The sequence below is a fragment of the Spirosoma areae genome (assembly GCF_054781775.1).
Window position 1 is genome coordinate 50,849 of sequence record NZ_BAAGTT010000052.1, and the last position, 14,113, is coordinate 64,961.

General features: G+C 50.4%; 16 protein-coding genes. 11 read left to right on the top strand and 5 right to left on the bottom strand.

What is annotated here, in order from left to right:
- Nucleotides 1-10 precede the first annotated feature (10 nt).
- Together ACYVI1_RS29115 and ACYVI1_RS29120 are read left to right on the top strand one after the other, a co-directional pair.
- A complete protein-coding gene (locus tag ACYVI1_RS29115) occupies nt 11-1,087 on the top strand; it encodes a hypothetical protein (RefSeq protein ID WP_460914930.1) in 1,077 nt (358 codons plus the stop codon).
- Nucleotides 1,088-1,099: 12 nt separating this feature from the next.
- The gene (locus ACYVI1_RS29120) at nt 1,100-2,593 is read left to right on the top strand and encodes an MBOAT family O-acyltransferase (protein ID WP_460914931.1); all 1,494 of its coding nucleotides are present in this window, start codon (nt 1,100-1,102) and stop codon (nt 2,591-2,593) included.
- Between the two features lie 227 nt (nt 2,594-2,820).
- On the opposite strand, the gene ACYVI1_RS29125 is transcribed toward ACYVI1_RS29120, so the two are convergent.
- From ACYVI1_RS29125 to ACYVI1_RS29135, 3 genes are all read right to left on the bottom strand, one after another.
- The gene (locus ACYVI1_RS29125; RefSeq protein WP_460914933.1) at nt 2,821-3,456 is read right to left on the bottom strand and encodes an HNH endonuclease family protein; all 636 of its coding nucleotides are present in this window, start codon (nt 3,454-3,456) and stop codon (nt 2,821-2,823) included.
- Between the two features lie 176 nt (nt 3,457-3,632).
- Nucleotides 3,633-3,869: a hypothetical protein gene (locus ACYVI1_RS29130; RefSeq protein WP_460914935.1), complete on the bottom strand. Its 237-nt coding sequence runs from the start codon at nt 3,867-3,869 to the stop codon at nt 3,633-3,635.
- Complete coding sequence (locus ACYVI1_RS29135; RefSeq protein WP_460914937.1) at nt 3,862-4,707, bottom strand: AAA family ATPase; 846 nt, start codon at nt 4,705-4,707, stop codon at nt 3,862-3,864. The genes ACYVI1_RS29130 and ACYVI1_RS29135 overlap by 8 nt, the downstream gene beginning before the upstream one ends.
- A gap of 81 nt (nt 4,708-4,788) precedes the next feature.
- On the opposite strand from ACYVI1_RS29135, the gene ACYVI1_RS29140 reads away from it, so the two are divergent.
- Both ACYVI1_RS29140 and ACYVI1_RS29145 read left to right on the top strand, forming a co-directional pair.
- The gene (locus ACYVI1_RS29140; protein ID WP_460914938.1) at nt 4,789-5,019 is read left to right on the top strand and encodes a hypothetical protein; all 231 of its coding nucleotides are present in this window, start codon (nt 4,789-4,791) and stop codon (nt 5,017-5,019) included.
- Nucleotides 5,016-5,438 carry a PIN domain-containing protein gene (locus tag ACYVI1_RS29145; RefSeq protein ID WP_460914939.1) on the top strand — a complete coding sequence of 141 codons (423 nt, stop codon included), beginning with the start codon at nt 5,016-5,018 and terminating at the stop codon, nt 5,436-5,438. Before ACYVI1_RS29140 ends, ACYVI1_RS29145 begins: the two co-directional genes overlap by 4 nt.
- Before the next feature lie 7 nt (nt 5,439-5,445).
- On the opposite strand, the gene ACYVI1_RS29150 is transcribed toward ACYVI1_RS29145, so the two are convergent.
- Complete coding sequence (locus tag ACYVI1_RS29150) at nt 5,446-7,227, bottom strand: ABC transporter ATP-binding protein (protein ID WP_460914940.1); 1,782 nt, start codon at nt 7,225-7,227, stop codon at nt 5,446-5,448.
- Between the two features lie 232 nt (nt 7,228-7,459).
- Here ACYVI1_RS29150 and nusB point away from each other — a divergent pair, with 232 nt between their 5' ends.
- The 7 genes from nusB to ACYVI1_RS29185 all read left to right on the top strand — a co-directional run bounded on the left by nusB (nt 7,460) and on the right by ACYVI1_RS29185 (nt 12,906).
- Nucleotides 7,460-8,596: a transcription antitermination factor NusB gene (gene nusB, locus ACYVI1_RS29155; RefSeq protein ID WP_460914941.1), complete on the top strand. Its 1,137-nt coding sequence runs from the start codon at nt 7,460-7,462 to the stop codon at nt 8,594-8,596.
- Between the two features lie 94 nt (nt 8,597-8,690).
- Nucleotides 8,691-8,993, top strand: coding sequence for a YtxH domain-containing protein (locus ACYVI1_RS29160; RefSeq protein WP_460914942.1), 303 nt, complete (start codon nt 8,691-8,693; stop codon nt 8,991-8,993).
- Nucleotides 8,994-9,083: 90 nt separating this feature from the next.
- Complete coding sequence (locus ACYVI1_RS29165) at nt 9,084-9,536, top strand: DUF1573 domain-containing protein (RefSeq protein WP_460914943.1); 453 nt, start codon at nt 9,084-9,086, stop codon at nt 9,534-9,536.
- 13 nt (nt 9,537-9,549) lie between these two features.
- Nucleotides 9,550-9,873: a preprotein translocase subunit YajC gene (gene yajC, locus ACYVI1_RS29170; protein ID WP_460914944.1), complete on the top strand. Its 324-nt coding sequence runs from the start codon at nt 9,550-9,552 to the stop codon at nt 9,871-9,873.
- Between the two features lie 62 nt (nt 9,874-9,935).
- The gene (locus ACYVI1_RS29175; RefSeq protein WP_460914946.1) at nt 9,936-10,631 is read left to right on the top strand and encodes a YbbR-like domain-containing protein; all 696 of its coding nucleotides are present in this window, start codon (nt 9,936-9,938) and stop codon (nt 10,629-10,631) included.
- A gap of 81 nt (nt 10,632-10,712) precedes the next feature.
- A complete protein-coding gene (gene coaE / locus ACYVI1_RS29180) occupies nt 10,713-11,318 on the top strand; it encodes a dephospho-CoA kinase (RefSeq protein ID WP_460914947.1) in 606 nt (201 codons plus the stop codon).
- 163 nt (nt 11,319-11,481) lie between these two features.
- The gene (locus tag ACYVI1_RS29185) at nt 11,482-12,906 is read left to right on the top strand and encodes a DUF937 domain-containing protein (protein ID WP_460914949.1); all 1,425 of its coding nucleotides are present in this window, start codon (nt 11,482-11,484) and stop codon (nt 12,904-12,906) included.
- Nucleotides 12,907-13,027: 121 nt separating this feature from the next.
- Here ACYVI1_RS29185 and ACYVI1_RS29190 read toward each other — a convergent pair whose 3' ends face one another.
- Nucleotides 13,028-13,939: a nucleotidyltransferase family protein gene (locus ACYVI1_RS29190; RefSeq protein ID WP_460914951.1), complete on the bottom strand. Its 912-nt coding sequence runs from the start codon at nt 13,937-13,939 to the stop codon at nt 13,028-13,030.
- Nucleotides 13,940-14,113 lie beyond the last annotated feature (174 nt).

Genomic DNA, 14,113 nt, shown 5'->3' on the forward strand with positions numbered 1-14,113 from the left:
AACCTTCTTCATGAAAACACCTGATTATCAAAAAGCGGCCTGGCTCGCGCTGGTACTCGTCCTGACCTTTGTGGTCGGCTGGGAACTATACTGGCGCTCCCAACACCATGCCCTATCCTACAATGACGACGAAAGCCTGTGGGCCAGCAAACGGAAACTGATTTACCAGAGCAGCCCGGCTCAACCCGTGGTGATTGGCTCCTCACGCATTAAGTTCGATCTGGATATAGACACCTGGGCGGGCATCACGGGCACGAAGCCCATCCAGTTGTCTTTGCCCGGCACGTCGCCCCGGCCTATGCTAACCGACCTGGGCAACGACAAAGATTTCAGGGGAACGGTGTTGATCGACGTAACGGAAGGCTTGTTTTTTACGCCCAGCGGTTCATTTCCCGAAAAGGAGGCCATCAAGCGGGTTACAGCCTACCCGAAATGGTCGCTTTCGCAGCAGGTTAGTTTTCAACTAAACCGCGTGCTGGAAGCCAATCTACTTTTCCTGGATGAACTGAACCTGTCGTTGAATCCACTACTGGATTTACTGCCCATTCCGACCCGGCCGGGTGTGTGGGGCGGCCCAAAGTTTCCCCGCGAGTTTTCGGTCAATGAGTTTGATCGCCAAACGAAGATGACCGATGCGTTTGTGGCCGACACGGCCCTTCAAAATCAGGTAAAAGGCGTTTGGCAGGATATTGGCGCCCATAGCCCAAAAAAGGCTATTGATGGGCCTCCTCTTCTGGAAATCCTGAACGAAACGAAGCGGTCGGTGGAGCAGATTCGGGCGCGGGGTGGTCAGGTGGTCTTCATCCGAACGCCATCGGACGGGCCAATGCGCGAGGTTGAAAAGCAGGCCTTTCCGCGGGCACGGTATTGGGATCGTCTGCTGGCCCACACGCAGTCGCCGGGCATCTATTTTGAGGATTATCCGGTTCTGACCCGCTTCCGGTGCCCGGAATGGTCGCACCTGACGCCCAAAGACGCCATTCGCTTCACGGAAGATTTTATCCCGATTATCGAGCATAAAATGGGCTGGTCGCTTCATCGGGGCCCATTGGCAGCACCCACCAAAACCGTTTCATTCCTTCGTTAGCCCGCTACGATCATGGTCTTCAATTCCTACACATTCATCCTCTTTCTTGCTGTTGTATTGGCGCTGCATAACCTGCCTTTCTCGTGGAAAATGAAAAAGGTAAACCTGCTGCTGGCCAGTTATCTGTTCTACGCCCTCTGGAACCCGCCGTTTATTCTGTTGCTGTGGCTGTCGACGGTCGTCGATTTCTACATGGCCAAACTAATTTCGCTTGAGCAGCGCCCAATGCGCCGGAAACTTTTGCTGACGGTTAGTTTAGTCCTGAACCTCGGCATGTTGAGCTATTTCAAGTATGGCGGTTTTTTGCTGGAAAACTTCACGGCGTTGCTGTCGGCGATGGGCATTGTCTTTCAGGCAGCTAAACCCGATATTATTCTGCCCGTCGGTATTTCGTTCTATACGTTCGTCACGCTTTCCTACACGCTGGATGTGTACCGACGGAAGTTTGCCCCGGAGCCGTCGTTCCTGAATTTTGCGCTTTTCGTTACGTTTTTTCCGCACTTAGTTGCCGGACCAATTGTGCGCCCCGAAGACCTGATTCCCCAATTTAAAACGCCCCGGCGGGCAACGGCTGATCAACTAAGCTGGGGGCTATTTTTGCTATCGCTGGGCTTATTCATGAAAGTGACCATAGCCGACGGGCTACTGGCCGATACCGCCGACCTGATTTTTACCCTGCCATTTCCGGTGCAGATGCTCGATGCCTGGACCGGCGTGCTGGCGTTTTCGGGGCAAATATTCTGCGACTTTGCGGGGTATTCGACCTGCGCCATCGGGGTCTCGCTCTGCTTAGGCTTCGTGCTGCCCGACAATTTCCGGTATCCCTACGCAGCCATCGGTTTCTCGGATTTCTGGCGTCGCTGGCACATTACCCTCTCGACCTGGCTGCGCGACTACCTTTACATCCCGCTGGGCGGCAACCGATACGGCTCCGTCAGAACCTACGTGAACCTAATGATTACGATGCTGTTGGGCGGTCTTTGGCACGGCGCATCGTGGACCTTTGTCGTCTGGGGGGCCTTGCACGGGCTATTTCTGTGCATCGAGCGACTCTGGCGCGGCTGGTCGGCCCGCCGACGGGAGAAAGCTGCCGAACGGGTGCCAGAAAGTCAGTTCATAAGCCGGGCTTCGGTCGTTCCCGTTCCTCCGTTGTCGTTCGCCAATTCGTTCACCAAGTTTGGGCTGGCCCTGCTGACGCTGCTGTTGATCAACATAACGTGGGTATTTTTCCGGGCGACCACCTTCAAGGGCGCTATGCTGTTGTTGCTGTCGATGTTTGGCGTCATTCCCAACGGAGCGGCCATGCTCACCAACAAGGCCATCCTGACCGTCGGGATTGTTAGTGTCGTGCTCTTTATCTGTCACTGGCTCCTGCGCGACAGTTCACTGGTACAGCTATCGAAACGCCTGCCCTGGTGGGTACTCGGCCTGGGGTGGGCCGGTATGCTGATTCTGGTGGTTCTAACCCAGAAAAGCAGTGGCTCGTTCATTTATTTTCAATTCTGAAAATGGCAATAGACCGCTGATTTTTATGATCGTTAGGATGAACGCTGATTTTATGGGGTTTGGGCCTGTTATTGGCGACTTATTAGCCTAAATAGGCCCGTTTTCAGGGGTAGTTCAAGGCTAAATGCCCAGTCAAGAGTTGGCATCTTCCCTAAATCATAGCAATCCTAAAAATCAGCGGTCTATTGAAAATGGATGAATGGCGGCAGTAGGCGCAAGCATAATTTTTAGGCTAAATCAGGGAAGTTGGCACGAACCATCGCAGCAAACGGTTTTGCATCATCGGCGGCAGTTGCCATAAAAATCTTTGCCGTGCGGATTAACTGCTCAATAACCGGCCAGGGCATATTCAAAAGCTGGCTAAGCTGTTGGCGTTTTGCATTGGTAATCGTGTCTAAATTGACGCCTGCCAACGCTTCATTATTCCGGACGTTTTGTAAATAAGCTTCCCTGATTCTATTTAATGTCGGTCTGTCTATACCAAAGCTACTGATTGATATTTTTCCACGCTCAGTTTTGTCAACCGGAACGTGGTGGTTAAAGGTTATATGGTCTTCAGGATTATCCATTGCTGGATGCAGCAGTAGAGGTGTTTCCTGAATATAATCGGCCGTGTGATTTTTGGCTCGCTTTTCTTCGTTCGCCAGTGGAAAATGGTTTTTCTTGAGACGCTGGTTGCAAATCTGGCAGGAGAAGAACAGGTTGTTCCAATCGTAGGCTAACCAGTAATAACCGGGCCGAATGAGCCTACCGGTAAGTGTTTTCGTAAATCCTACTTTTGGTCGAAAATGCTCGACGTCTCCGTAGCCATTCGCGGTGAAATCTGCTTCGCAAAAACAGCATTTGTCGTATTGGTCAAGCATTAATTGCTGTTTTACTGACTGCTCCCCATAAATGCCGGAGTCGATCTGAAACTTTTCAGTTCCAGCGTCATAATCAGTAGATTTTGTCAGGTATAACCGGCAACTTTCGGCAGTTGCCCGAATACCCTTGTCAACTAAAATCGCCGGAACAGTAGCGGATTTGTGAACGCGAATCATTAGACTTGTTGCTTAGTACGCAGGACATCGGCTAATTGCTGAATAATGGTTTCAGCTTTGATTTCAGCCTGATCCTTTCCAAATGGCACAAAGCCGATTTGCTGTTCTAATTTGGCTAAATGTGCTTTTTCTTTAGCCGTTAATTTTTGCTTTGCCAATAACGTATCCCGCTCAGTCCGAAGTTCTGTCAGTGGTTCTGATTGACTTGGTACGTGGCCAAACAAATCGCTATTCAATATGCTGAAATTTCGGGTGCAAATGCAAGTCAATTTCATCGACCAAACAAACGGCAGGTTCAGCAAGGGGATTTTCACTATCTGGGTAACGGTCAAGTAATCCTTTAGCAAAGTCCACCATCCAGGCGATGAGGGTTTTGTAGCCGAGACTTAGTTCGTGAAGTCGAACATCGCCGTAGTGAGTTTTGAAGTAGACTTTGGGAATTCCGGTATAAGTTTCTATATCAATATCAAAAACTTCATCTCGGAAAAGTTTTCTCAAAACTGCCATGACTCTGAGATAACGATTCCTAAATTTTTCTTCCTTCAAAGAAATGTAGTCTGCCTGAACAAGCCACTCTTCAGCATTGATCAAACTATTGCTTTCAGAAAAAAAACTTGATATGTAGTTTGGTTGCTTTTCAGATATAGCTGATGAACTAATTCTACGAGCTGCATTGTAAGCGAAAAGATTTATCTCTATTTCATAATCCCGAGTGAATCTAAAAGCAGATGCAGTACTGTATTTTACGTTTTTAAACCACTTTTCGACGACGAAGCCTGTGGGTATATCTTTTTCTGCATCGGAAATAATTCCTTCTACTTTTGATCCACCGACTTCCCAACCAGATCGCCATAACTCAGTAAGATCAGGGCCTGATTCGACTATAATTCGCTGACTTTCTACCATTACAAGAAGACTTTTCAACACCGTCGTTTTCCCCGTTCCATTATCGCCCAAAATCACATTCCAACGAGCGGCATTGCCATCCTTATCAGTAAAATTAATCGTTTGTTTCGTGCCGAACGAACGGACGTTTTCGAGCGAAATACTCTTGAACCAGACGCGGGGATTCATATATTTTGCCACTTTTTTCGTAAAATTAACACAATTTCAGCCGTCAGTCACTGAATAGCCAACGGAGCAACGCTAAGCACTATGCAAATAACAGTTGAAGTAGAAGACAGTGTCATTGAATCCCTGGGATACGAGCGGGTCAAAGACTTGTTGAGTGATTCAGCAGCTCATCTGGAAATGAAGGTAGCTGCCCTGGAAATCCTCAAAGAATTAGCTGAAAATGATCCTGTACACGATCCAGCCTGGAGAACTGCCCGCGAACAAGCCTGGGAGCAGGAGAAACACAAATATCTCCGTAAGCACGAGAAATGAGCTATGTTATCGATGCCAATGTGCTGATGGGTGCGCTGATTAGTGGCAAAGCGTTTTATAAAACCTTCTTTGGATCGCTTGATCTTTTGTTACCGGAGTTTGCACTGGTTGAAATTGAGAAGTACAAAGAAACTATCCTCCAAAAGTCAAAATTAGATAAGGTAGCGATGCAGCGTTACACACTTGATTTATTCAGGCAGTTAACTATTTTGCCTAATTACTTCCTGTCAATTGAGGCATTAATAGAGTCAGAACGTTTAATTGCTCACGTTGATGCCAAGGATGTGAGTTATCTTGCTCTGGCTATGCAGACAAATTCCGTACTGCTAACGCGCGACCAACCGATTTATAAAACGGCTCGGCAAAACGGGTTTCGTCGGATTATGTTGTTTGACGATTTTCTGCGAAAACATCTGTAAACCTCCCTCAAGCCTCCTCCGTCTGCAACTGCTTTTCATACAGTTCCCGGTACGCGCCGTTCAGGGCCAGCAGGTCGTCGTGGGTGCCCTGCTCGATGATGTCGCCGTCGTCGAGCATAATGATGTGGTCGGCTAATTTGGCAGAGGAAACGCGGTGCGAAATCACCACCGAGGTGCGGTCGGCCATGATACGCTGGAGGTTGTTCAGGATAATATTTTCCGTGTTCGTATCCACCGCCGACAGGCAGTCGTCCAGAATCAGAATTTTGGGGTTGCGGGCAATGGCGCGGGCAATGCTCAGCCGTTGCTTCTGCCCACCCGACAGCGTTACCCCCCGTTCACCCACGCGCGTCTCGAACTGCTCCGGGAAATCCAGCACATTCTGATATAAATCAGCATCGCGCAGAGCCTGTTCGACGCGCTCCTGCGGCAAATCGGGCTTGCCAAAGCGGACGTTGTTGCTGACGGTTTCTGAGAATAGAAACACGTCCTGCGGCACGTAGCCCATCTGCTCACGCAACGACGTCAGGTTGTAGTCTTTAACGGGAATGTTATCCACCCGAATCTCGCCCGATGTTACGTCATACATGCGCGTGAGCAGGTTCGCCAGCGTACTCTTGCCGGAGCCGGTTGTGCCCAGAATGGCTACCGTTTCGCCCGCCCGAACACGCATCGAAAAGTTTTTGATGGCAATAATGCCCGAATCAGGGTACACGAACCGCACGTTTTTGAACTCTACATCGCCATGAATGACGTGCTGGATATTCTTCTGGGAAACGATGTCGGTTTTTATGTTCAGGAATTCGTTGATGCGTTCCTGCGAGGCAGCCGCCCGCTGGGTTTGGCTGGTGGTCCAGCCGAGAGCCATAACGGGCCACGTCAGCATGTTCACATACAGAATAAACTCGGTGATGTTACCAGGCGTTAGTCGGCCTGCCAGAATTTCCTGCCCGCCAATGTAAATCACCAGCACGTTGCTTAGTCCAACCAGGATGGCGACGATGGGAAAAAACAGCGAATCGACCCGCGTCAGGCTCAGCGATTTAGCGCGGTATTCGTCGCTTTCAAGCTCGAATTTGGCCGCAGAATTGTTCTCCTGCACAAACGCTTTCAGCACGCGAATACCCGAAAAGGCTTCCTGCACATAGGTCGACAACCGCGACAACGACCGCTGAATCTCTTCTGACCGGCGAATGATGATGTTGTTGACAATGTAAATCGCCACCGACAGAATCGGCAACGGCAACAGCACGTACAACGACAGCCGCGCGTTAATACTGACCATGTAGGTGATGACCAGAATAAACAGCACAATCAGGTTCAGCCCATACATGATGCTCGGCCCCACATACATCCTGACTTTGCTCACATCTTCCGAAATACGGGCCATCAAATCGCCCGTATTATGCTGTCGGTAGAAGCTAAGCGGCAGCGTTTGGTAGTGGTCGTAAATCTCGTTTTTGAGGTCATATTCAACGTGCCGCGACATCACGATGAGCGTTTGCCGAACCAGAAACAGGAAGAATCCTTTCAGCAGGGCCAGTACGAGCGTGAGCACGCCGAACAGCAGAATACTAAAGCCAAACACTTCATACAGACCCGCTTGCAGAGGTGATTTATCGTAGAGGTAATACACATCGAGGGTTTCCCGGACTAAATCGAGGGCGTACCGCACCAACTGCGCCGGAAAGATGCCAAACAGGTTCGAGATGGCGGTAAAAACCGTTCCCAGAATCAGGTACCACTTATACTTGAGAAGGTATTTATTAAGGTAGGAAAGTGCTTTCACGGGACAACCAACAGCGTTTTGTTCGTAACGGCAGGGGGTAGGGAAAAGTTGCAACGTGGGCAAGGGGCGGGGAGCAAGGAGCGGGGACTTCAAACTGCCTACTCTACACCCCGCCCCCTGCACCCCGCTCCCTGCACCTTGCCCATTCCCTGCTTTTTCCCTATTTTTGCACAAAAATCAGTTCTTTTCTTACCGGCGGATGCTCAACAGGCGATTACTCCGAATAAAGGTCATGCAGGCGTTGTACGCGTTTCGCCAGGCCCAGTCTTCCAATCAGCAATTAGCCCTCGATGGCATTGATGACCTCTTTCAACCCGATTTAAACTCGATGCTGCCGCAGAACAGGCGGCAACTCGAAGGCTACCGAAAACTCGCCGGTCTGCTCTTTGAGGAGGCCATCAAAAGCGGACAGCCTGCTCAGGACGACGACGCGCCCCAACAGGTGCTCAAAGCCGCCAACGATGGGTTGCTTTTTTACCAGATTCGCGCCAAAAAAGACCGCCAGCACCTCGCCCAGATGCTGCTGAAGCAGGTTAATGGCATCTACGACGATTATTTGCGCGTGATGCTGCTATTGGTCGAACTCGGCCATACTGCCGACGTTGACCGCGACCGTGTTCACCGCAATGTTGACGAAACGCCGTTTCCGTTTGAGTCAACCCTTAACGATAACACCGTTGTGCAGGCATTGGCCACCCACCAGCCACTTCGTAATGAGGCACTTCGGCACGGTATTTCGTGGACTGAGGATCTGAGCTTTGTTCGTAAGGCCCTGCGCGACGTGCTGAAAACCGATGAGACATACCGGGCCTACTGTGGGCAAAAAACCCATACCGCCGACGACGATCAGGCATTGGCACAGTATGTGCTTAGAAGCTTGATATTCAAGCATGAAACCATTCGCGACTATCTGGCGGAGATTGATTTGAACTGGACCGAAAACAGCGAAGTCGTGCGGGGATTAGCCATCCGAACCCTCAAGTCGGTGCAAAGCCCAGCGGGGTTACAGCTCGAGCCGCTCACCGACGACTGGGAAGAGGATGAATTGTTTCTGAATACGCTGTTTGAGAAATCGCTGGAGAACGATGCCGACTACGAACAACTACTGACCGATCAGTTACAGAACTGGGATGTTGAGCGGGTAGCAATGATCGATAAAATCATTTTGAAATTAGCAGTTTGCGAGTTGCTCAGTTTTCCAAACATTCCGGTCAAAGTAACGATTAACGAATATATTGAGCTGGCAAAGGCGTACAGTACGCCCAAAAGCGGTAAGTTTGTCAATGGAATATTAGACAACCTGTCCGAAAAACTACAGGCATCGGGACGTCTGCGAAAGAGCGGGCGTGGGTTGCTGGATAATAAATAAAATGAGTTTGTAGTTTGTAGTATGAGGTTTGTCGTTCCGCCGGCGTAATGACAAACCTCATACTACAAACTACAAACCACAAACTGGTTGTCAAATGAGCAGAATTGGACGTGACATAACCTTTGTGCTGACCGGCTTAGCGATTGGCTCAGCGTTTGGCTTGCTGTATGCGCCCGACAAGGGCAAAATCACCCGGGACCGGCTGTCGTTCCGGTTGTCGAAGTATCGTGAACAAATCAATCTATTACTGCAGGATTTGGGAAGTTCGACCGATTTGCCCGAAAATTCGTCGAAGAACGAGGGGCAGCGCGTGGTAAACGACGCTCGTGAGAAAGCCGAGCGGCTTCTGGAAGACGTGGACCGGCTCATGGCCCAGATTAAGCAACAAAACGCCTGATACGTTAAAGGTTTCAAGTTCAGAGTTTCAGCCAGACTGTTGGCGCTAATCTGGAACTTGAAACCTGGAACCTGGAACTATCTTTTAAACATGAACCTCAAAAATTGGCTGCTCGCGCTGATTATAGCCGGAACAGGCATTAGTTACAGTGGTTGCGATAACCGGAAGCAGGGCGAATCGGCGCGGGCGACCGTATCCGAAAAACGGCCCAAACTGACATTTGCCGAAAACGGTATCTACGATTTTGGTACGCTCACCGAAGGCGACACCGTTGAACATGTGTTCGCGTTTACAAACACCGGCGAATTTCCGCTGATTATCAACAACATCACTGCTTCCTGCGGCTGCACAACCCCTGAGTGGCCGCGCGAACCGGTAGCACCGGGGGCCAAATCGTCGGTGCGGGTTCGTTTCAATAGCCGGGGCAAAAGCGGAGAGCAGAACAAAACCATCACCATCTTTGCCAATACCGAACCGGCCATGACTGACCTGCAGTTCAAAGCCCTGGTGCAACCTAAACCCGATTCTCCCAAAACATCATAAATTCAGTAAAAACATGTCATCAATTTTACTACAGGCCGCAGCCGGTTCCAACACGTCGATGATCTATAATGTGCTGCTGTGGGTGGCCATCATTGGGGTATTTTATTTCTTCATGATTCGGCCGCAGCAGAAAAAACAGAAGGATCAAAAGTCGTTTGTCGATAATCTTAAAAAAGGGGACAGCGTCGTCACGATTGGCGGTCTGCACGGCCGTATCGCGTCGGTCGATGGGGCCCTCATTACGCTGGAAGTGGATCGGGGGGTTAAGCTGACATTCGAGAAAACGTCTATCTCGCGTGAAGCAAGCGCGAAACCAGCCGAAGAGGAGAAAAAATAGTTATTTAGTGTTTCACGTTCCAGGTTCCGGATTGAACATGAAACCTGGAACACCCTTCCTTTGTGAATACCCATATCCAAAACGTTCGAACCTTTCAGCCAACAAAGGCCCTGCTTTGTTTGGGAGCAGCCACACTCTTTTGGTTTTTGAGTGCGCTGAACAAACCCGGCTACACCCTCAACGTTGAGTATCCGGTACAGTTTGTGTACGACGACTCGCTGTTCATACCCACCTCTCCGCTCCCCCGCACCGTGCAGGTCAATGTATCGAGCGATGGCTGGGGTTTGCTTCGCCATTCGTGGTTACCTTTCCGGGTCGATCCAATTAATTACGTTGTTAAGAATCCGCTGAAAGAGACGGTCATCAACACGGTATCGCTGGCAGCCGCCCTGGCCGAACACGTTAAAAAACTACACGTTAATTACGTTGTATCCGATACGTTAGAGATGAGTTTCGACCGGCGCCTGACCAAAACCCTCCGGTTGGTAGCCGACAGTCTGCATATCAATCTGGCTCCGCATTTTGTGGTATCCAGCCTGATTAACCTGACTCCGCGCACGATTGAAATAGAGGGTCCGGCTAAACTGGTACGTGGCCTTCCCGATACGCTGTGGGTAAAGATTCCGCGTAAGCGCATAGCCGATAACTATGATGAAGAATTACCGCTGAATCAACTGCGCCATCCGCTGCTGCGGACCAGCGCCGACCGCGTAGCCGTCAGTTTTGAAGTTGGTGAGTTGCTGTCGCCGGTTAAATGAATAATGAATAATTGATGATGCAGCCAACGTCCCATTTACCCTTTATTGTTCATTTTTCATTCTACATTATTCATTAATACTATGCCCCTCCAAATCGGTGTAACGGGCGGCATCGGCTCGGGTAAAAGTATTGTCTGTCAGGTATTTCGGACGTTGGGTATTCCGGTTTATGAAGCCGACGAACGGGCTAAATGGCTGACTGAACATGACCCAATCCTGAAAGCCGACATTCAGCGTGTTCTCGGAACAAATGCCTACACGGTTCTGGGCCAGTATAACCGGGCGTGGGTGGCCTCACAGGTATTTGCGAACCCGGAATTACTTGCCCTGCTCAATGGGGTTATCCACCCGCGCGTGTTTGCCGACACAACCGCATGGGTCAATCAGCACACCGGCAAACCTTATGTTGTGAAAGAGGCAGCCCTGATGACCCAACCGGCGGGCGTTGGGAATTCACTCGATAAACTTATTGTCGTACACGCCCCCATATCCCTGCGAATCGAGCGCATCCGCAAACGCGACCCGCACCGCTCCGAGGCCGAAATCAGCCACATCATCGACCGGCAACTAAGCGACGAAGAGCGATTTAACATTGCGGATTACGTGATCGAAAACGACGAAAGCCGATTGCTGCTGCCCCAGATTATCGGCCTGCATGAATTTTTTTTGCAACAAGTGGCGGAGTAGCGTTCGTGCTTCCCTACTGAAGCGGTTCGTTGCTGTGACGAAAAAGAACCGGCTCGTCTAATCCACTGTTGCAGTTTTTCTGCTAAACCTTTGTCGTGGTTTGTTGTTGACCTCAACAGCGCTTTAGGGTAAGCGCTGTTAACCTTTTAACCTTCTACGTTCTATGGAAGTGAATCTATTGGATTTAGCCAAGACTTACCTCAACGATACGATCGTTAGTCAGGTAGGTACCATGCTTGGTGAACATGAGCAGACTACCCAAAAAGCCTTCGATGGTGCCTTACCTACCATTCTAAGCGGTGTGATGCAGAAGCTCTCTGAGCCGGGTGGCACTGGTTCAATCATGGATTTAGTTGCCGAAGTGACGGCCCCAAATCGCGCGGCAGGCGATGTGATCACGCCCGTTGGAGGCATTTTAGGTCAATTAGAAGACCTGCTAACCAGCAAGAGCCAGTCCAGTAGCCTGCTATCTGTAGGTGCAGGCATTAGCCAAAGCCTGTTCGGCGATAATGACGAGCGAATAGCGGACGCTCTCTCCTCCTATAGTGGCATTAAGCAGTCGTCGGCCTCATCGGTGATGAATATAGCCGGACCTGTCCTGCTTAGCCTTCTGGGCAGGAAATTAGCCGACGATGGTACGGGTATTTCAGGATTATCCAACCTGCTCAGCAGCCAAACAGCGAATAGTCCGGCAGCCGTGCCCTCTGGTTTGAGTGTATTACTCGCCAAGATTCCAGGATTAAGCTTTCTGGGCGGATTGGGTAGTGCAGTAAGTGGCATGACCACTGCACTGAATGAACCCCTTCCTGTGGATGAGCCAACTCCGCGCGTGGTCGCCCCTGTGGCGGTGAGCGATATTCCCCCTATTCGGCCAGCCGCTGTGCCAGCACCTGCACCTATATACACTGACGACAACGACCGCTCATCGGGTAGTGGCAATCGGTGGTTACCCTGGCTATTGCTGTTACTGGGCGCGGCTGCCTTGTTTTTCCTGCTTCGCTCCTGTCGTGATGATAAAAACCAAACCGCTGTGACCACAACCGAAACCACCATCGACAGCACAGCTTCAACGATGGGCACGGCTGCTGATTCGACGGGTGACGCGATGCGTGAGGCAACAGCCAGATTAGGGGCGTTCTTTAAGCGCAAACTGCCATCGGGTTATGAGTTGAACATTCCCGAAAATGGCATCGAGAATAACCTCGTAAAATTCATCGAAGATGACAGCCGCCCCGTTGACAAAACCACCTGGTTCAACTTCGACCGGCTGCTGTTCGATACCGGCAAGGCAACCTTACGGCCAGAATCGCAGGAGCAATTAGGCAACATTGCCTACATCCTGAAAGAATTTCCGAACGTGACCATTAAACTTGGTGGCTATACCGACAACACGGGCAGTGCAGCCGTGAACAAAAAACTCTCGCAGGACCGGGCCGATTCGGTACGTGGCGAGTTGGTTAAACTCGGCGTCGACAAGGCCCGCATGGATGCGGAAGGCTATGGCCCCGAACACCCCGTAGCCTCGAACGACACGGAAGCCGGGCGGGCTGAAAACCGCCGGATTGCCATTCGGGTAACAAAGAAGTAGAGCCGCTTAACAATACAAACCCATAAAATGTAGCGAAGGCATCTCTGTCAATCTGACAAAGATGCCTTCTTCAGTTTAGTCAAACCTAAACGGTGCTATAGACGTTTAGGTTTTTACGTTCTCACCACAACTTTGCCGGATACGCTCCACCATCATGGAGTTTCTTCAGGGCGGCCTGCACCGTTGGCTTATCGTCGGGGTAAGTAACCCCAAACCATTCGGACCGGCTCCGAAACACTTTGCAATGGCCTGTATCGGTCTGAATTAAGTTCGTCATTATCGTTGGAATGTAAAACTCAGCTTTAGGCGAGTCGATGTTGGCGATGGCGTAACTCTCGAACTGGTGCTGCACCAACGGAAACACGCTTGGTTTGAATCCCCAGAAGTTCATCGAAACAGGTGTATCGGGCGGTAGCAGCGTAACGCCTTCGCCTTCCTCAAAAACAATCCGTTTAATGCCTGGGTCGGTTTCCTGCTCGTAAATCTTCGTGCGTTCGATAACAGACACGAGATTCCCATCTTCGGCCACGTCACAAACCCCCCGCGACACAGAGCCATTTTCCGACAGGGTATTCTTCACTTCATACCCTACCATCGCGTGAAGCTGGTCGTTGGTATCGGTTTGCAGGAATTTGCTGATTAACTGGAACGCTTCGAGACCATAAAAATCATCGGCATTGATGACCGCAAAGGGTGTATGGGTATGGTTTTTGGCGCAGAGCATGGCGTGGCCCGTCCCCCAGGGTTTTGTGCGCTTCACCTCACCCAACTCCTCCGGCACGAACGAGCCGAGCGCCTGAATGGCATAATCGACCTCAATTTTTCCGGCTAATTTTTTACCAAAAATCTCCTCGAAATCATCTCGTAGTTCTTCCCGGATGATAAATACGACTTTGCCGAAACCGGCCCGGATGGCATCATAGAGGGAATAGTCGATGATGGTTTCGCCGTGTGGTCCAAATTGGTCGAGTTGTTTGATACCACCATAACGGCTGCCCATACCGGCAGCCAGAATCAGAAGGGTAGGTTGCATAATAAGTCGTAGGTCGATAGTTGTGAGTTGTTCTAAGTGTTACCGGCGAACGTCGCCCGGCGAACGTCGCCCGGCCAAAATTAGATAAAAGGGTGGTGTCTACCAATCAAAGTCGGTTGGTCGCTGTTTTATCCATACACACACCGTTAAATAAAATTCTTTCTAAACAATATA